Origin of the sequence: Telluria antibiotica (assembly GCF_011682055.1) — a bacterium.
Lineage (GTDB): Bacteria > Pseudomonadota > Gammaproteobacteria > Burkholderiales > Burkholderiaceae_D > Telluria > Telluria antibiotica.
On sequence record NZ_JAAQOM010000023.1, the window covers coordinates 65,463 to 84,483 of the forward strand.

Sequence of the window (19,021 nt, forward strand, 5' to 3'; positions counted from 1 at the left end):
TTTACTGGCGCGCCGATCCCCATGGGAAGAACCAGGTAAGCGGCTTGTCGACGCGCGCGGCCCACGACGCCTCGTTGTGGCGCCCGCCCTCGGCCTTGTAGAACAGCAGGTCGTCGCCATCGCGCCAGCCTTTTGCGAGCATGGCGTCGCGCATCTTCGTCGTGTCGTCCAGGCCGTCGTCGCGGGTGCCGGCGTCGAGGTAGAACTTCACGGGCACGCGGTCCGGCACCTTCGCCGGCAGCGTGCCGTTGTTCCACCAGAACGAGCTGGAGACGCCGCCCGCTTTCGAGAAGATGTCCGGATGGCGCTGCGCGATCAGCACCGACGCGATGCCGCCCAGCGACGAGCCCATGATCGCCGTCGTGTCCTTGCCGGGCAGCGTGCGGTACGTGCGGTCGACGTACGGCTTTACCGTCTCCACGATGAACGCGTCGTAGGCATTCAGCTTGCCGCCGCCGTATTTCGGGTCGCAGCAGGGCGTGTATTCGGCGATGCGCTCCGGCGTGTTGTCGATGCCGACGACGATCACCTCGTCCATCACACCCGTCGCCACGAGGCGGTTGATCGTCTCGTCGATACCCCATTCGACGCCGAACGACGCCGTCTTCGCGTCGAACAGGTTCTGGCCGTCGTGCATGTACAGCACGGGATAGCGCTTCGCGGCGTTCTCGCCGTAGCTGGGCGGCAGGTAGATGCGCAGCGCGCGCTTGTTGTTCAATTGCGGCGACGCGACGTCCTTCACGATCGTCACCTTGCCGAACGGCGGCCCGAAGAACGGGTAGATGTCGAGCGTCGAGCCGGCGGGCAGCTTGTACACGCCGCCGATCGACACCTTGTCCGCGCCGAGCGTGGGCTTCATCTGGATGTCGCCCAGCGCGTCCGGCCACGTGAACGTCCACACGTTCAGCGGGCCGGGGTCGCGCGTGGCGGGCACGCCTTGCGACCAGCCGGCGGCGCCCTTGTCGGCGCGTACCTGGATGCCGTCCTTGCCGGACGCAGCGTAGTGCACGCGCACGGTGGTGGCGCCGGCCGGCGCCTGCGCGAGCAGCAGGGCCGCCGCGGCGATTGCGATGTATTTCATGGTTCCGTTCCGTCGATGGCCAGCACGCGCACGCCGTAGATGTCGAAGCGGTTCGACTGGCCGTCGGTGCCGCCGGCCGCGCTGAAGCTGCGGTTGCTGTCCAAATAACTCATGTTGTAGAAGTCGCTCAGCTCGATCCGGTACGGCATGTTCGCCTTCAGGCGCGCCGCGAGCGGCGTCGAATAGACAGTTGGCGTGTTCGCCTTGTCGATGCGCGCGTGCGGCAGTTGCACGACGCCCTGGGCGACGATGCGGCCCGACGTATCCTTGAGCGCCAGCCATTTTACGCCACCGCTGATTCCGAGGTTCACCTGGTTGGCACCGTTGTGGTAGCGGACCTGCACGGCATAGCGCCCGCCCGCCGGCACACGCACGTCGCGCACGGTGAAGCGGTCGGCCGGCTGGCCCCAGTTCGCGAAATGCGGTTCCGCGAAGCGCGCGTTGGCCGGCGCGATGGCCACGTTGGCGTCGACCCGTGCATCCGTCGCGGCGATCGCGACGCCCCCGTCGACGCAGCGCGGCACGCTGTGGTGGCTGCGGTTGCCCGATGCCGCATATTGTGCTTCGACGGCATAGCACGCGGCCGCGCTGCCGGCGGCGTCCGTCCACGCACCGCTGGGCACATTCGCTGCGACCAGCTTGCCGTCGCGGTAGACGTTATAAGTGATGCCGGCCTGCGCATCCGCAGGTGTAATCGTCAGCGTCGTGCGCCCGCGCGCGCGCGCGAGGCCGTCGATGCGCGGTTCGCGCGGGCCGAACACGGACGGCGCTTCCTCGTACGGATCGGCGTTCACGCGGTGGATCGAGGTGTCGCCGGCGACGAGGTCGCCCAGCCGGACTTCGATGGCGCTGTGCGCACCGAGCGCGCGCCACGGAATATTGCTGCCCGCCGGTTTGCCGTCGACGAGGATCTGCTTGACGGCGTAATACCCGCTCGTGCCGGCCGGCGGCACGGGCGGCAGCACGAGCTTGACGTCGAGCGCATGGCCTTGCAGGCGCAGGTTGTACAGCGCGATGCCGTCGCCGCCCGCGAACACGCCGCCGCGCAGCTTCGCCGTGACGAAGGGTTGAACGTCGATGCCGTCCCGGGTCGTGGACACGCCGAACACGTCGCGGATCACCATGCCGAGGTAGGCGCCGACGGACCACAGCTGGCGCTTCGAATTGATGACGGGGCCGATCAGGTTCGGGTGCGCTTCGTCCAGCAGCAGCGGCTGGCCGGACAGCCATTCCAGGTTTTCCATGTTCGACAGGTTCAGCGCGGCCCCGCGCATCAGCGCGTCGTACGCCGCGTCGGCGACGGCGACGTTGCGGCCCACGATGGCGGCGCGCAGGCCGTATGCGGTGACGAACGGCCACATCGCGCGGTTGTGATAGACGGGCATGTCCTGCTGCTGCGGCCAGATGACGGGCGCGCCCATTGGCCCGTGCGGATAGCTGGCCAGGATCCGCTTCGCACGCGCGCCGTCCGCCACGCCCGTGACGATGGCAAGTGCTTGTCCGAGCCAGTCGAACTTGTGCAGCGGCGCGCCGTCGAAGTGGGCGGCCGTGAGGCTGCTGTACATGCCCGCGTCGTCCAGCCACAGGCGCGCGTTGATGGCGCGCTTCAGGTCGCGCGCCCAGCCGTCGTAGCGTGCGGCCCTGGCCTTGTCGCCGTGTTCGCGCGCGAGCGTGGCGGCCACCGTCAGCGCCTTGTAATGGCCGACGTTCGTCGACAGCGTCTTCGAACTGGCCATCGACGCGATGTCGTCGGTGATCCACTTCGCGTAGGTCTGGTCGCGCCAGTCGAGGAACGATTCCTCGCCCGTGTACAAGCCCGTCGCGCCGTCGAACGCGGCGATGCGGTCGTTCTCGATCGTGTTCGACAACGCCTTGAACGCCTGCGCGGCGAAGGCCGCGCGCTCGTCCGCGGGCAGCGTCTCGAGGATGTCCTCGGCCGCGAACGCCCACGTGACGCGGTCCGTGCTGACGGGCCAGCTGCCGCCGCTGCCGGTGTCCTGCACGACCTGCAGCCCGTCCGGCGTGCCCGCGACATGCGGTGCCTTCGCCACGCCCGCGCGCCAGCCGGACAATTTGAATAGCAGCGAGTTACGCACGCGCTGCGGGTCGAGCATGGCCAGGCCCAGGTCGGCCGCGTACGACAGGTCGCGCGTCCACACGTAATGCCATTTTTCGCCCGTCTCGAAGCAATCGCACGGGATCGCGGCGCCGCCGTTGTAGTTCCCGTCGCGGATCTCTTGCACCGAGTCCAGCTTCATCTCGTGGCCAGCCAGCGCGAACAGCGCGTCGAACGCGAGGTTGCCGCTGCGGACCTGCGGCAGCGACGCGTCCTCGTCGTAGGTCGTCGATTGCGGGCCGGGATCGCGCAGCTGCTGGGTCGTCGATTGTGCGTAGCTGCGCAGCGGCGCCTGCGGATCGCGTACGGAAAAGCGCGCCGTCTCCTCCTTGCCGTCCCAGGTGGGAAAGGTCAGCGCGGCCGTCGCGCCCGCGCCCGCGTGCGGGTCGCGCGCAGGCGCCGCCGCGGGCGTATCGAGCTTCGCGACCGTCAGCACGGGGTGCTTCGGATCGGACACGTCGACGCGGAAGCGGAACGTGGCCGTCTGCTTCGTGAACAGATAGTCTTCCGGCCCCGCCTCCGTCGCCAGCGGATACGCCGCGCCGGGTTTGACGGTGACGCTGGCGGCCGGATTCGCGACCCATTCCGCGGCCCAGTCGCGGCTGCCGACCTTGAATGCGTGGTTGCCGGGACTGACGAGGATGTCGACCTGGTAGACCCCGTTGCCCTGGTAGGCGAGCACGTTGTCCGTGCCCCAGCCGTTGAAGGCGCCGCGCACATAGATGTCGTAGTTCAGCGGTGGGGCGGCCACGGCGACCGAGGAGACGAAAACGGCGGCGAAAAGGGTTGGCTTGATCATGAGATTCGCTTGTCGGCGTAGTGCAACTACAGGAAAACACGCGGTTTATTACATTAATGCAATGAATTTACTACATCATTGTCCGGAGAATACTACACGCCCTTGAGGCCAGCAACGCGCCAGGGTGCCATCCACCCTAGTTTTGCTACACCGGTCGCCAGGGCTTCGGCAATACCAAATGTGGGCAAATCCCAACGCTCTGTAAAGCTACTACGGAATTTTGCCCACAAACGGTGCACTTTTGCCCTTATTTGATGCATGGAAATCAATTTGTAGCCCGACTACATCGCCGATACGTATATTTTGTAGCTCGAATACAACGCGGATTGTCGTTTTTAGGGCAAAACAGCGTAAAACCCCTACATTCTCGTAATTGAGAGGAAGTCGCGTTGACACTGAATCTAGTTTTAATACAGAATCCTTGGCAGAACGTATAAGAACGTTTGCTTCTGGCTCCCGTGTGCGGGCTTCACGCTGTCGTCCTCGGGAAAATAATGAGATCTGATGATTTGAGGGGACAAATGAAGATTTTTAATGGCAAGCACGCGCGCAACCGCGCACTCGTGTTCAAGCTGAGCCCGGTGGCTGCCGGCTGCACCGTGTTCCTGTCGGCGCTGGGCGCCAACGTGTACGCGCAGGACGCTGCCGTGTCGCAAGCCGTGCAGGCGACGGACGCCAACGGCAACCCGATCAGCCAGGTGACCGTGACCGGTATCCGCCGCGGCATCGAGGCGGCGATCTCCATCAAGAAGAATTCCAATTCCATCGTCGAGGCGATCTCGGCGGAAGACATCGGCAAGCTGCCGGATGCGACCGTCGCCGAATCGATCTCGCGCCTGCCGGGCGTGACGGCGCAGCGCGACAAGTCGTCGGGCCGCGCGTCCGCGATCTCCGTGCGCGGCCTGTCGCCGGACTTCAACGGCACGCTGCTGAACGGCCGCGAGCAGGCGTCGGCCGGCGACAGCCGCGGCGTCAAGTTCGACCTGTACCCGGCCGAGATGCTGGGCACCATCACCATCTACAAATCGCCGGACGCCAGCCTGATGGGCCAGGGCATCGCTTCGACGATCGACCAGCGCACCGTGCTGCCGCTGGACTTCGGCAAGCGCACCGTCGCCGTCGGCTACAAGGCCATGCGCTTCGGTGAGCACAACAACGGCCTGGGCACGGGCACCGGCTACCGCAGCACGCTGACCTACATCGACCAGTTCGCGAACCGCACGATCGGCGTGGCCCTGGGTCTCGTCAAGTTCAACGACACGGGCGCCGAGCAGCCGCAGTCGGACGGCTGGGGCGGCTGGACGCCGAAACTGGCGGACGTCGGCTCGCCGCTGTACAACGGCCAGAACGTCGTCGTGCCAGGCGGCTTCAAGACCGACATCCAGCGCGACCCGCAGACGAACAAGGGCGCAATGGCCATCCTGCAATTCCGTCCGAACAAGGATTTCGTCACCACCGTCGACCTGTTCCACTCGAAGAACACCGACAGCACCCGCAAGACCGGCATCGAAGGCGCGATCTGCGGCAGTACGGGGTCGTACGATCACGTTGGCGTGCTGTCCAATGCCAACATCGTCAACGGCGTCGCGGTGTCGGGCACTTGCTCGGAATTCAAGGCCGACGTGCGCAACCACAACGAAGCCGTGGTCGACACGCTGAACGCCTGGGGCATCAACAGCCGCCTGCGCCGCAACGACTGGACGTTCACGGGCGACGTGTCCGGCTCGAAGGTCAAGCACGACGCGAACCGCTACGAAACGACGGCTGGCCTGCCGGGCAACGCCGGTGCGGACACCGTGTCGTGGACCGGTTTCGACGGCAAGAGCAACCTGAGCCCGACGTACACGACCGGCCTCAACTATTCCGACCGCAGCAAGATCGTCCTGACCGACGTGGACGGCTGGGGTGGCGGCCTGAGCGGCAATCCGCAGGCCGGCTACGTCGCCATCGGCGTCACGACCGACGAGATCAAGTCGGGCCGCCTGTCGGCCAAGCACGACGTCGAACTGGGTCCGGTCACCGCGATCGAATTCGGCATCAACCGTACGAACCGCACGAAGGGCCGCGACCAGAACGAAGGCAACCTGATCATCCCGGGCGGTCCGTACGCGTCGGCACCGGTGCCGGGCACGGATACCGTCGTGACGCCGCTGGGCATGCCGGTCGCGCAGTTCAACCCGCTGGGAACGCTCGGTTCGATCTACCAGCTGCTGCCGAAGGTCGACCAGCCGATCCAGACGGACAAGAACTGGGACGTGTCGGAAAAGGTCTCGACCGGCTACCTGATGGGTAACCTGGAAGGCGAGTTGTTCGGCCTGTCCTACCGCGGCAACGTGGGCGCGCAGTACGTCCACACGAACCAGACCTCGGTGGGTTACGTGGTCGACACGGCCAACTGTGCCGGTGTCGCCGGCCAGGCTTGCCCGGCTTACACGATCCAGGGTCATCACTCGTACAACGACTTCCTGCCGAGCCTGAACCTGGGCTTCGAGCTGCCGTACAACCAGATGGTGCGTATCGGCCTGGGCAAGACGCTGTCGCGCACGAAGATGAGCGACCTGCGTCCGGGTGGCGGCGTCACGCTGAACAACTCGTACCCGGGCGGCGCCCGTCTGACGGGCAGCTCGGGTAACCCGAACCTCGAGCCATTCCGCGCCAAGGCATTCGACCTGTCGTATGAAAAATACTTCGAAGTCAACGGTGCCAAGGGCTATGTAGCGGTGGCCGGCTTCTACAAGAAGCTCGACACCTACGTCCTGAGCACGTCGAAGATCGTCGACTTTGCCCAGCTCGGCCTGCTGAGCGCCAAGACCGCGCTGCCGGCCGGCGGCCAGTACGCCGGTTCCTCGGTCGGTGTGCTGACCACCCCGACCAACGGCACGGGTGGCAACATCAAGGGTATCGAGCTGACTGCGTCGCTGCCGTTCGCGATGCTGACCAAGTACCTGAGCGGCTTCGGCGTCGAGGTCAACCACTCGAGCACCCTGAGCTCCGTGAACCTGCTCACGACGGGCCTGTCCGTGATCGACACCGGCGGCGTCACCACGATCCCGCTGCCGGGCCTGTCGCGCCAGGTGACCAACCTGCGCCTGTACTACGAAAACGCCGGTTTCCGCGCCTCGATCGCCGCCAAGCACCGCAGCGACTTCCTGGGCGAGATCAGCGACTTCCAGGACAACCCGCAGCTCACGTACATCAAGGGCAACACGACGGTGGACGGTCAGGTCACGTATGAGTTCGGCGACAAGACGATGCTGAAGGGCCTGTCGATCACGGGTGCCATCAACAACTGGACCAACTCGGCGTTCGACCGCTTTGCGGCCAACCCGGACAACGTCGTCGAGCACATCCGCTTCGGCCGTACCTACAGCCTGGGCGCGAGCTACAAGTTCTGAGTGCATCTGGTGGGCACAGCGTGCCCACCCTACTGTATTCTTGTCGACGTCGACAGTTAAGCGGAACACCCCTGCCGGCCCTGGTCAGCAGGGGTGTTTTTTCATGATCGCATTCCGTACGAGATCCGCATGCAAGCTCCTCACCTGAACACCATCGTCATCGTCGGCGGCGGCACCTCCGGCTGGATGACCGCCACCGCCCTTGCCACCGCGTTGCGCGGCCGCTACCGCATCCGGCTCGTCGAGTCCGACGAGATCGGCATCGTCGGTGTCGGCGAAGCGACCATTCCCATGATCCAGCGCTTCAACACCGTAGCCGGCATCGACGAAGCCGAGTTCATGAAGGCCACGAACGGCACCTTCAAGCTGGGCATCGAGTTCGTCAACTGGGGCCGGCCGGGCGAGCGCTACATGCACGGCTTCGGCCGCGTCGGCCAGGACCTGTGGACCGTCGGCTTCGAGCAGTACTGGCACAAGATGCGTGCGCAGGGCCGCGCGCGCGACCTGGGCGAGTATTCGATCACGCGCGCCGCCGCGCACGCGAACAAATTCATGCCGCCGCGCACGGACCTCGGCAACTCGCCGCTCGCGGACATCGCGTATGCCTACCACTTCGACGCGAGCCTGTACGCGCGCCACCTGCGCAAGCTGTCCGAAAGCCGCGGCGTCGAGCGCACCGAAGGCAAGATCGTGCACGTGAGCCAGCGCGCGCACGACGGTTTCGTGGACGCCGTCGTGCTCGAGAGCGGTGAGCGCGTCGAGGGCGACCTGTTCATCGACTGCTCCGGCTTCCGCGGCTTGCTGATCGAACAGACGCTGGGCGCGGGGTTCGAGGACTGGAGCCACTGGCTGCCGTGCGACCGCGCGCTGGCCGTGCCCTGCGAGTCGGCGCCCGTGCTGACGCCGTACACGCGTGCCACCGCGCACGGGGCCGGCTGGCAATGGCGCATCCCCCTGCAGAACCGCACGGGCAATGGCCACGTGTACTGCAGCCGCCACATCAGCGACGACGAGGCGACCGCCGTGCTGCTGTCGAACCTGGACGGCAAGCCGCTGGCCGATCCGCGTCCGATCCGCTTCACGACGGGCATGCGCAAGAAGAGCTGGGTCAAGAACGTCGTCGCCGTCGGCCTGGCCAGCGGCTTCCTGGAACCGCTCGAGTCGACCAGCATCCACATGGTGCAGGCGGCCGTGCAGCAATTGCTGGACTTCTTCCCGGACCAGGGCTTCGCCCAGGTCGACATCGATGCGTTCAATCGCATGACACGCTTCCACTACGAGCGCATCCGCGACTTCATCATCCTGCATTACCACGCGAACCAGCGCGACGACAGCGCGTTCTGGCAGGCGTGTGCGCACATGGCGATTCCAGACACGCTGCGCGAGAAGCTCGACCTGTTCCGCAGCCACGGCCGCATCCAGCGCTACAACAACGAACTGTTCACGGAAGTCGGCTGGCTGCAGGTCCTCGTCGGCCAGAACGTCCACCCGCAGGCTTACCACCCGCTCGTCGACGTGCAGTCGGAAGAGGGCATCCACGACTACATGGAGAGCGTGGCCGACGTCGTACGCCAGTGCGTCGACTTCATGCCGGACCACGCCGCCTTCATTGCCGGGCATTGCAAGGCGCCGGCGATGTAACTCCTTGCCGCCGGTTGCGCCAACCGGCGGCGTCATTTCCTCAGCGCTCCACTTCCTGCCGACATCTCGCGGCGTGTATCGCCGCGTTCCTCGTATTCGGCCTTCTGCAAGGTTTTGTACTCGAACTACATACGCGAAATGTATGTATTTATCGAAACTGTTTGCCGGAAAGTCAGCTTGACCGTATTTTGTGGGCGAACGCCACAACCGTGTCATTAAAATTCGTGTTTCGTTGACACGTAATCTAGTTTTAATACAAAATCGGTTCCGAACGTTCGAGCCCGGGGTCGGCGCACGCTTCGGCACAAGGCTGACGTTCCTCTGATAAGCACATTGATTCCGTCGAGGGGACATATGAAGATTTCGAAGGGCGATCAGCCCGCATTCCAACTCAGCCCGGTCGCCGTCGGTTGCGCCGTTTTCCTGGCGCTCGCGGGCGCGCAGGCGTCCGCGCAGACGCAGGCTGGAGACTCCGCCCAGGCCGCGCCGGTCGCGACCGTCACCGTGACGGGCATCCGTCGCAGTATCGAAGATGCCATCGCCGTCAAGCGCGATGCGACCAGCATCGTCGAGACCATCTCCGCCGAGGACATCGGCAAGCTGCCGGACATCAGCATCGCCGAATCGCTGGCACGTTTGCCGGGCCTGTCGGCGCAGCGCGTCAACGGCCAGGCGCAGCAGATCAGCATCCGCGGCACGTCGGGCGACCTGTCGACCGCACTGTTGAACGGCCGCGAGCAGGTCAGCACGAGCGCGAACCGCACGGTCGAGTACGACCAGTATCCGTCGGAACTGATCAACGCCGTCACCGTGTATAAAACATCGGACGCGGCGCTCGTCGGCCAGGGCCTGTCGGGCACCGTCGACCTGAAGACGATCAAGCCGTTGTCGCTGCGCGAGCGCGTCATCACGCTGAACGTGCGCGGCGAAAAGAACAGCCAGGGCAAGATCAGCGCCGGCGCCAAGGACACGGGCAGCCGCATCAGCGCGTCCTACGTCGACCAGTTCCTGAGCCGCACGCTGGGTGTCGCCGTGGGCTATGCGCGCGCCGACAAGCCGAACGAGTCGCGCCAGTTCGAAACGTGGGACTGGGTCGACAACACGTCGGCCGTGCCGGGCAAGACCGTCAAGGTCCCGAAAGGCATCAAGTCGCTGGCACAGACGGGCAACCAGGTGCGCGACGGTCTGATGGGCGTCGTGGAATGGCACCCGATCCGCGAATTCACGTCGACCATCGACGCGTATCACTCGCGCTTCAAGCTGAACGAAGACCGCCGCGGCATGGAAGTCCAGCTGACGGACGATAACAACGTCTCGTTCACGCCGGCGACCGTCAACGGCAACGGCATCATGACGGCCGGTACCGCCAACAACGTCAACCCGGTGGTGCGCAACAACCATTATCGCCAGAACGACACGCTGACGGCCTACGGCTGGAACAACAAGTACATCACGGGTGACTGGACCTTCGTCGCGGACCTGAGCCACTCGCAGGCCGACCACAAGGAAGAACTCGACGAGATCAACACGGGCCTCGCGTCGCGCCAGACGATGACGTTCGACTACGCGAACGGCACCGTGCCGAACATCGGCCTGACGGGCGTCTACAACGATCCGTCGCTGCTGACGATCGGCGGCCAGTACGGCGACGGCTACGTCAACGCGCCGCACCTGAAGGACAAGCTGAACTCGTTCCGCGTCAGCGCCGAATACCGCTTCGACAGCAAGCTGTTCAACGGCGTCGAAGTGGGCTTCAATTCCTCGAAGCGCGACAAGGAAAAGCGCCACCTCGAGACCGGCTTCACGAAGCTGGGCACGGGCGCCATCGCCGCCGGCGCGGTCAACGGTTCGCAGTCGCTGTACGCGCTGCCGGACACGCTGAGCTGGGACATCCCGACCGTGCTGTCGCAGAACTTTGCGCCGTACACGCCGGCCGTGCTGGTGCCGTGGGGCGCGACGAAGAACTGGAGCATCACGGAGAAGGTGCAGACCGGCTACGCCAAGCTGAATATCGACACGGAACTGATGTCGATGCCGCTGCGCGGCAACGTCGGCATCCAGGCCGTGCACACGGACCAGAGCTCGACCGCCCAGACGCTGCGCGCCTGGCCGTTCGCCGACCTGGTGCCGCTCACGGACGGCAAGAAGTACAACGACTACCTGCCGAGCCTGAACCTGATCTGGAGCCTGCCGGAACAGCAGATCGTGCGCTTCGGCGCCAACAAGACGCTGGCCCGCCCGCGCCTGGACGAGCTGAACGCGTCGCGTGAAGTGGGCCTGACGCACCAGAGCACCGGCACGCCTTACGGCAACGGCGGCAACGCCCAGCTCGATCCGTGGCGCGCGAACGCCGTCGACCTGTCTTGGGAAAAATACTTCGGCAACAAGGGCTACGTGCAGGTGGCGGGCTTCTACAAGGACCTGAAGTCCTACATCTACACCGTCACCGAACCGCGCGACTTCTCCGAGTACCAGCTGCAGGGCGCGACGAGCAACATCGGCACCATGACGCAGCCGAAGAACGGCAAGGGCGGCAAGCTGGAAGGCCTGGAACTGGCCGCCTCCGTGCCGCTGGACCTGTTCACGCCGGTGCTGTCCGGCTTCGGTGTGACGGCCAACGCGGCGTTCACGACGAGCGAGATCTCGATCAAGAACCAGAGCTTCGGCAACATGAGCATCCCGCTGCCGGGCCTGTCGAAGCGCGTGTTCAACGTGACGGCGTACTACGAGGACAACGGCTTCTCGGCCCGCATCGCCCAGCGCTACCGCAGCGACTACGTGGCCGAGATCGGCGGCATCGGCGGCGCGACGGAGCTGACGTTCACGAAACCGGACCGCGTCGTCGACTTGCAGCTCGGCTACGACTTCAAGGAGATCAAGGGCCTGTCCGTGCTGTTCCAGGTGAACAACCTGACCGACACGGCATTCCAGACCTACTCGGGTTCGACGGACCGTCCGCGCGGCTACACGAAGTACGGCCGCCAGATGCTGTTCGGCTTTAACTACAAGCTGTAAGCGCGTCCCGGTTCACCGAACGCGACCGTAGGGTGGGCTCCTCGAGCCCACGCGAACGTGTGCATAACGCATGCGTCCGCGTGGGCACAGGGTGCCCACCCTACGTGCTTTTTGGGCACACTGCGCCAAATAAACCTGAACCTTGGCGTGCAAAAGAGTAAACTGGAGGTTTGCTTACGATTTTTAAAGATACTTTCCATGCATGACACACAGCCCCAGACGTTCGCCGACCTCGACATTCCCGCTCCCATCCTGAAGGCATTGAAGGAGGTCGGCTACGAGACGCCGTCGCCGATCCAGGCCGCCACCATCCCGTTGCTGATGGAAGGCCGCGACGTGCTGGGGCAGGCGCAGACGGGTACCGGCAAGACGGCCGCGTTTGCCCTGCCGGTGCTGTCGCGCATCGACGTCAAGAACCCGGCCGTGCAGGCCCTCGTGCTCGCGCCCACGCGCGAACTCGCGATCCAGGTCGCGGAAGCCTTCCAGAGCTACGCCGCGCACCTGAAGAATTTCCACGTGCTGCCGATCTACGGCGGCCAGAGCTACGGCCCGCAGCTGTCGGCGCTGCGCCGCGGGGTGCAGGTCGTCGTCGGCACGCCGGGCCGCGTCATCGACCACCTCGACAAGGGTTCGCTCGACATCTCGCAGCTGAAGACCCTCGTGCTGGACGAGGCCGACGAAATGCTGCGGATGGGCTTCATCGACGACGTCGAGCGCATTCTGCAGGAGACGCCGGAAGGACGCCAGACGGCGCTGTTCTCGGCCACGATGCCGGCGCAGATCAAGCGCATCGCCCAGACCTACCTGAACCAGCCGCGCGAGGTGACGGTCGCCGCCAAGACGACGACGGCCACCAACATCACGCAGCGCTACTGGCTCGTTGCGGGCCTGCAGAAGCTGGACGCCCTCACGCGCATCCTGGAAGCGGAGCCGTTCGACGGCATGATCGTCTTCGCGCGCACGAAGCTCGGCACCGAGGAACTGGCGTCCAAGCTGCAGGCGCGCGGGTTCGCCGCGGCCGCCATCAACGGCGACATGGCCCAGCAACAGCGCGAGCGCACGATCGAGCAGCTCAAGAACGGCAAGATCGACATCCTCGTCGCCACCGACGTCGCTGCGCGCGGCCTGGACGTGGAGCGCATCAGCCACGTGATCAACTACGACGTGCCGTCCGACCCGGAAAGCTACACGCACCGCATCGGCCGCACGGGCCGCGCGGGCCGCAGCGGCGACGCGATCCTGTTCATCACCCCGCGCGAACGGAGCCTGTTGAAAGCGATCGAACGCGCCACGCGCCAGCCGGTGGCGCAGCTCACGCTGCCGACCATCAAGGCCGTCAACGAAGTGCGCATCACGCGCTTCAAGGAACAGATCGGCCAGACGCTGGCGGCGGGCGGCCTCGACGTGTTCCGCTCCCTCATCGAGGACTTCGAGCGCGAGCAGAACGTGCCTGCGATCGACATCGCCGCGGCGCTGGCCAAGCTGTACCGCGGCGACGAACCGCTGCTGCTGGAAAAGCCGGACCGCGAGCCGAAGCCGGAATTCCGCGAACGCGAGCGCGACGAGCGCCCCACGCGCGCGGGCCGTGAAAGCTTCGGCGACGAGCGCCCCGCACGTCCGACCCGCGACAGCTTCAAGAAGGAACGCGTGGAGCGCGCGCCGGAGCCGGGCATGGCCACGTACCGCATCGAGGTGGGGCACCACCACGGCGTCAAGCCGGGCAATATCGTCGGTGCGATCGCGAACGAGGGCGGCATCGCCGCGCGCGACATCGGCCGTATCGAGATCTACGACGATTTCAGCACGCTCGACATGCCGTCCGACTTGCCTCCCGACCTGCTCGACCACCTGAAAAAAGTGTGGGTGGCGGGCCAGCAACTGGGCATCACGCGCGACGGGCAGGAGCCGCCGGAGAAGAAGCCGGCCAAGCGCAAGTTCGCCGACAAGAAGCCACGCAAAGCCTGACTGGTTTGCCGTAGGGTGGGCACCCTGTGCCCACCATGCATCGCCGAAACGCATGCATTTGGTGGGCACGGGGTGCCCACCCTACTGTTGTTTGACTACATTTTCGCTCGACTCATGGGGATTTCTTCATTGACACCCCAAAAACCCCATGTTACTTTGCTACATATAGCAGCCTGGCACGCGTCCGGGCGCGTCAGGGGACACAGATGGAAATGCAAACTCACACGCTCAAGCCGCGGCTGACCTTCTGGCAGCTGTGGAACATGAGCTTCGGCTTCTTCGGCATCCAGTTCGGCTTCGCGCTGCAGAACGTGAACACGAGCCGGATCTTCGCCACGCTGGGCACGTCGATGGACGACCTTGCGCTCGTGTGGCTCGCGGCGCCCGTCACGGGCCTGCTCGTGCAGCCGGTGATCGGTTACCTCAGCGATAACACGTGGCACCCGACCTGGGGCCGCCGCCGTCCGTTCTTCTTCCTCGGCGCCGTGCTGGCCGCCACCGCGCTGTTCCTGATGCCGAATTCCGCCGCCATCTGGATGGCCGTGGCCGTGCTGTGGCTGATGGATGCGTCGATCAACGTGTCGATGGAGCCGTTCCGCGCGTTCGTCGGCGACAAGCTCGATACGTCGCAGCAGACGGCCGGCTTCGCGATGCAAACCTTCCTCATCGGCTGCGGTGCCGTGATCGCGTCGCTGCTGCCGATCGTCTTCACCGATTACCTGGGCGTGTCCAACGTGCCCGTGAACGGCGCCGTGCCTGATTCCGTGCGCTACTCGTTCTACATCGGCGCCGCTGCGTTCCTGCTGGCCGTGACGTGGACCGTGTTCACGTCGACCGAACTGCCGCCGCCGGACCTCGACCGCTTCGCGGCCCAGCGCAAGCATTCGCGCAATGTTGGCGTCGCGCTGCGCGAGATCGTGGGCGGTTTCGCGCACATGCCGAAGACGATGGTGCAGCTGGCTTTCGTCCAGTTCTTCTCGTGGATCGCGCTGTTCGCGCTGTGGATCTACACGGGCCCCGCGATCGCCGACAACGTCTACAACACGACCGATCCGCTGTCGGCCGGCTACCAGGAAGCGGGCAACTGGGTCGGCGTGATGTTCGCCGTCTACAACGGGGTTTCCGCGCTGGCCGCGTTCGTGCTGCCCGTGCTGGCGCGCCGCACGAGCCGCAAGGCCTGCCACGCCGTGTGCCTCGCGATCGGCGGCCTGTCGCTGGCCAGCACGTTCTTCATCCACGACAAACACCTGCTGCTGATTCCGATGGTGGGCGTGGGCCTGGCGTGGGCGAGCATCCTCACGATGCCGTATTCGATTCTGGCCGCGGCGCTCCCGTCCAACCGCATGGGCTATTACATGGGCCTCTTCAACTTCTTCGTCGTGATTCCGCAGGTCGTCAGCGGTCTCGTGCTCGGCTGGTTCACGAAGCATATGTTCGGCAACCACGCGGTGTTGACGCTGGTGCTGGGCGGCGTGTCGATGGTCATCGCTGCCGCGCTTGCGCTGTTCGTCACCGACCGCAACGGCGCGGCCGCCCGGTAAGCGCAAATAAGCGGCGCCACGCTCGGGGCGAGTGTCGTATCCTTACGGGTTTGACAACAACATCCCCGACAGGAGCACGACATGACGATTCAGACCATTGCGACGACCCCGTTCGCCGGGCAGCGGCCCGGCACGTCCGGGTTGCGCAAGAAGGTGACGGAGTTCCAGCAGCCCGGCTACCTGGAAAACTTCGTCGAGGCCATCTTCCTGACTTTAGGCGACTTTCAGGGCCGCACCCTGGTGCTCGGCGGCGACGGCCGCTACTTCAACCGCCAGGCAATCCAGACGATCCTGCGCATGGCCGCGGCGCACGGCGTGGGCCGCGTGCTCGTCGGCCGCGGCGGCATCCTGTCGACGCCCGCCGTCAGCTGCGTGATCCGCAAACGCGCCGCGCTCGGCGGCATCGTCCTCTCCGCCAGCCACAACCCGGGCGGCCCGGACGGCGACTTCGGCATCAAGTACAACATCGACAACGGCGGTCCGGCGCCGGAAAAGATCACCGAGGCGATCTACGAACACACGACGACCCTGACCTCGTACCGCATCAGCGATGCCGGCCCCGTCGACCTGGACCAACCCGGCAGCATTCGCATCGAAGACATGGAAGTGGAGGTGATCGATTCCGTCGCCGACTACGCCGAGCTGATGGCCGGCCTGTTCGACTTCGACGCCATCCGCGCCCTGTTCGCGCGCGGTTTCACGATGCGTTTCGACGGCATGTACGCCGTGTCCGGCCCGTACGCAAAGGCGATCATCGAAGGCATGCTGGGCGCGCCCGCCGGCACCGTCATCAATGCCGAACCGCTGGAAGACTTCGGCGGCCACCATCCCGACCCGAACCCCGTCAACGCGGCCGAACTGATCGCGTTGATGGACGGCCCGGACGCGCCGGACTTCGGCGCCGCGTCGGACGGCGACGGCGACCGCAACATGATCGTCGGCCGCAAGCTCGCCGTCGCGCCGTCGGACAGCCTCGCCATCATCGCGGCGAATGCGACCGTCGCGCCGGGCTACCGCGACGGCATCAAGGGCATCGCGCGCTCCATGCCGACGTCGCAGGCCGCCGACCGCGTCGCGGCCGCGCTGGGCGTGTCGTGCTTCGAGACGCCGACCGGCTGGAAATACTTCGGCAACCTGCTCGACGCGGGCCTCGCCACGCTCTGCGGCGAAGAGAGCTACGGCACGGGCTCCGCGCACATCCGCGAAAAGGATGGCGTGTGGGCCGTGCTGTTCTGGCTGAACCTGATCGCCGCGACCGGAAAGTCCGTCAACGAAATCGTGCAGGCGCACTGGGCCCGCTTCGGCCGCAACTATTATTCGCGCCACGACTACGAAGCCGTCGACGCCGCGGCCGCGAATGCCATGATGGACGCGCTGCGCGCCAAGCTCCCATCGCTCGCGGGCCAGACGTTCGGCGACTACCGTGTGCAGCTCGCCGACGATTTCACGTACACCGACCCCGTCGACCATTCCGTCTCCGCGCGCCAGGGCGTGCGCATCGTGATGACGGACGGTTCGCGCATCGTGCTGCGCCTGTCCGGCACCGGCACCGAGGGCGCGACCGTGCGCCTGTACCTCGAACGCTACGAAGCCGACCCGGCGCGCCACGACCTCGACACGCAGGACGCGCTGGCGCCACTGATCGCCATCGCCGAACAGGTGTCGGCACTCAAGCAACGCACGGGCCGCGCCGAGCCGACCGTCGTGACCTGATCATCCACCCACCACAGGACCCCGCATGAAACTTCCCGTTCTCGCCGCTTCCCTGATGCTCGCATTCGGCGCCGCCTCGGCCGCGCCGGACCTCTCGCCCGTCAAGGGCAAGCCGTTCACCTGGGATAACGCGACCGTCTACTTCCTGCTGACGGACCGCTTCAACAACGGCGATCCGTCGAACGACCACGCCTACGGCCGCAAGAACATTGCTGCCGTCGCGCGCGGCTTCCTGGGCGGGGACCTGGCCGGTGTCACGGCCAAGATCAAGGACGGGTATTTCACGGACCTGGGCATCGACGCGATCTGGATCTCGCCGCCGGTCGAGCAGATCCACGGATCGACGGACGAAGGGACGGGCGTCAGCTACGGCTTCCACGGCTACTGGGCGCGCGACTTCACGGCCGTCGACGCCAACCTCGGGACCGAGAAGGACGTGCGCGACCTCGTCGCGGCGGCGCACGCGCGCGGCATCCGCGTGCTGCTCGACGTCGTGATGAACCATACGGGCCCCGTCACGGCGGAAGACCCCGTATGGCCCGCGGACTGGGTGCGTACGGCGCCGACGTGCACCTTCATGGACGTCAAGGGCACGGTGGACTGCGCGCTCGTGAAGAACCTGCCGGACTTCCGCACCGACAGCAACGCGAACGTCGCGCTGCCGCCGTTCCTCGTCGCGAAGTGGAAGAAGGAAGGCCGCTACGAGCGCGAAGTGAAGGAGCTGGACGACTTCTTCAAGCGCACGGGCTATCCGCGCGCGCCGCGCTACTACCTGATGAAATGGCACGCCGACTGGGTGCGCAAGTACGGCTTCGACGGCTTCCGCGCCGACACCGTCAAGCACACGGAACCCGGTGTGTGGAAAGACCTGAAGACGGTGGCGAGCCACGCGTACGAGGACTGGAAGCGCACGCCGGCCGGCAAGGAAGCCGTCGAGAAGATGGGCAACCTGCCGTTCTTCATGGTGGCTGAAGCGTTCGGCTATTCGATCGCGAACGGCCGCCAGTTCGCGTACGACGACGGCACGAAGGTCGACTATTACAACAACGGCTTCGACAGCATGATCAACTTCACCTTGCCCCGCGACGCGGGGCAAGGCTACGAAAAACTGTTCTCCGATTATTCGACGCAGCTGAACGGCCCGCTGAAGGGTGTGACGGTGCTGAACTACCTCGATTCGCACGACGACGGCCATCCGTTCGATCCGCTGCGCGCTCATCCCTTCGAGGAAGCGGACAAGCTGCTGCTGGCCCCGGGCCAGGCCCAGGTCTATTACGGCGACGAGGCGGCGCGCGTGCTGAAGATCGACGGCGCCGAGGGCGATGCCAACCTGCGCTCGTTCATGAACTGGGACCAGCTGCGGAACAATGCGCGCGTGGGCCTGCACGGCGTGGCCGAGGTGCGCGACTACTGGGCGCGCCTGATCCGCTTCCGCCACGCGCACCCGGCCGTGGGCGCGGGCGTGCACCAGATGATCGCGTCGAGCCCGTACACGTTCAAGCGCACGTACGAAAAGAACGGCGTGAAGGACCGCGTCGTCGTGGCGCTGGGCCTGCCGCAGGACCGTACGGTCGCCATTTCCGTGGCCGGCGTGTTCGGTGACGGGCAGACGGTGCGCGATGGTTACACGGGCAGGACGGCCATCGTCGCGGATGGCAAGGTGAAGTTCGATACGCGTGCGCCGGTCGCGTTGATTTCGCAGGATTGAGCGAACGCCGGCGCACCGCAAACGTCCGCGTGGGCGGAGGCCGCCCA

The 19,021-nt window shown here is 65.6% G+C and carries 9 protein-coding genes; 7 read left to right on the top strand and 2 right to left on the bottom strand.

All coding sequences use genetic code 11. The features are described from left to right. Position 1 precedes the first annotated feature (1 nt). Together HAV22_RS28165 and HAV22_RS28170 are read right to left on the bottom strand one after the other, a co-directional pair. The gene (locus HAV22_RS28165; RefSeq protein WP_166864268.1) at positions 2 to 1,081 is read right to left on the bottom strand and encodes an alpha/beta hydrolase; all 1,080 of its coding nucleotides are present in this window, start codon (positions 1,079 to 1,081) and stop codon (positions 2 to 4) included. Beyond that, positions 1,078 to 3,996, bottom strand: coding sequence for an MGH1-like glycoside hydrolase domain-containing protein (locus tag HAV22_RS28170; protein ID WP_166864271.1), 2,919 nt, complete (start codon positions 3,994 to 3,996; stop codon positions 1,078 to 1,080). The genes HAV22_RS28165 and HAV22_RS28170 overlap by 4 nt, the downstream gene beginning before the upstream one ends. A 521-nt stretch (positions 3,997 to 4,517) precedes the next feature. Between HAV22_RS28170 and HAV22_RS28175 the strand changes: the two genes are divergently transcribed. From HAV22_RS28175 to HAV22_RS28205, 7 genes are all read left to right on the top strand, one after another. Next, positions 4,518 to 7,391, top strand: a complete 2,874-nt coding sequence (locus HAV22_RS28175; protein ID WP_166864274.1) for a TonB-dependent receptor — start codon at positions 4,518 to 4,520, stop codon at positions 7,389 to 7,391. Positions 7,392 to 7,520: 129 nt separating this feature from the next. Next, positions 7,521 to 9,032, top strand: coding sequence for a tryptophan halogenase family protein (locus HAV22_RS28180; protein WP_166864277.1), 1,512 nt, complete (start codon positions 7,521 to 7,523; stop codon positions 9,030 to 9,032). A 354-nt stretch (positions 9,033 to 9,386) separates the two neighbouring features. Then, positions 9,387 to 12,047 (top strand): TonB-dependent receptor, encoded by a 2,661-nt coding sequence (locus tag HAV22_RS28185; protein WP_166864280.1) that lies wholly within the window; start codon positions 9,387 to 9,389, stop codon positions 12,045 to 12,047. A gap of 198 nt (positions 12,048 to 12,245) precedes the next feature. Further along, a complete protein-coding gene (locus tag HAV22_RS28190; RefSeq protein ID WP_166864282.1) occupies positions 12,246 to 14,012 on the top strand; it encodes a DEAD/DEAH box helicase in 1,767 nt (588 codons plus the stop codon). 206 nt (positions 14,013 to 14,218) lie between these two features. Then, entirely contained in the window at positions 14,219 to 15,553 is a 1,335-nt protein-coding gene (locus HAV22_RS28195; protein ID WP_166864285.1) for an MFS transporter, read from the top strand. Positions 15,554 to 15,634: 81 nt separating this feature from the next. Beyond that, positions 15,635 to 17,266, top strand: a complete 1,632-nt coding sequence (locus HAV22_RS28200) for an alpha-D-glucose phosphate-specific phosphoglucomutase (RefSeq protein WP_166864287.1) — start codon at positions 15,635 to 15,637, stop codon at positions 17,264 to 17,266. Between the two features lie 25 nt (positions 17,267 to 17,291). Continuing rightward, positions 17,292 to 18,974, top strand: coding sequence for an alpha-amylase family glycosyl hydrolase (locus HAV22_RS28205; RefSeq protein ID WP_166864290.1), 1,683 nt, complete (start codon positions 17,292 to 17,294; stop codon positions 18,972 to 18,974). The last annotated feature ends 47 nt before the right edge of the window (positions 18,975 to 19,021 follow it).

Coding starts and splice junctions, on each gene's coding strand:
- HAV22_RS28185 (WP_166864280.1), top strand. CDS start 9,387: ATGAAGATTTCGAAGGGCGATCAGCCCGCATTCCAACTCAGCCCGGTC.
- HAV22_RS28175 (WP_166864274.1), top strand. CDS start 4,518: ATGAAGATTTTTAATGGCAAGCACGCGCGCAACCGCGCACTCGTGTTC.
- HAV22_RS28205 (WP_166864290.1), top strand. CDS start 17,292: ATGAAACTTCCCGTTCTCGCCGCTTCCCTGATGCTCGCATTCGGCGCC.
- HAV22_RS28190 (WP_166864282.1), top strand. CDS start 12,246: ATGCATGACACACAGCCCCAGACGTTCGCCGACCTCGACATTCCCGCT.
- HAV22_RS28170 (WP_166864271.1), bottom strand. CDS start 3,996: ATGATCAAGCCAACCCTTTTCGCCGCCGTTTTCGTCTCCTCGGTCGCC.
- HAV22_RS28165 (WP_166864268.1), bottom strand. CDS start 1,081: ATGAAATACATCGCAATCGCCGCGGCGGCCCTGCTGCTCGCGCAGGCG.
- HAV22_RS28195 (WP_166864285.1), top strand. CDS start 14,219: ATGGAAATGCAAACTCACACGCTCAAGCCGCGGCTGACCTTCTGGCAG.
- HAV22_RS28200 (WP_166864287.1), top strand. CDS start 15,635: ATGACGATTCAGACCATTGCGACGACCCCGTTCGCCGGGCAGCGGCCC.
- HAV22_RS28180 (WP_166864277.1), top strand. CDS start 7,521: ATGCAAGCTCCTCACCTGAACACCATCGTCATCGTCGGCGGCGGCACC.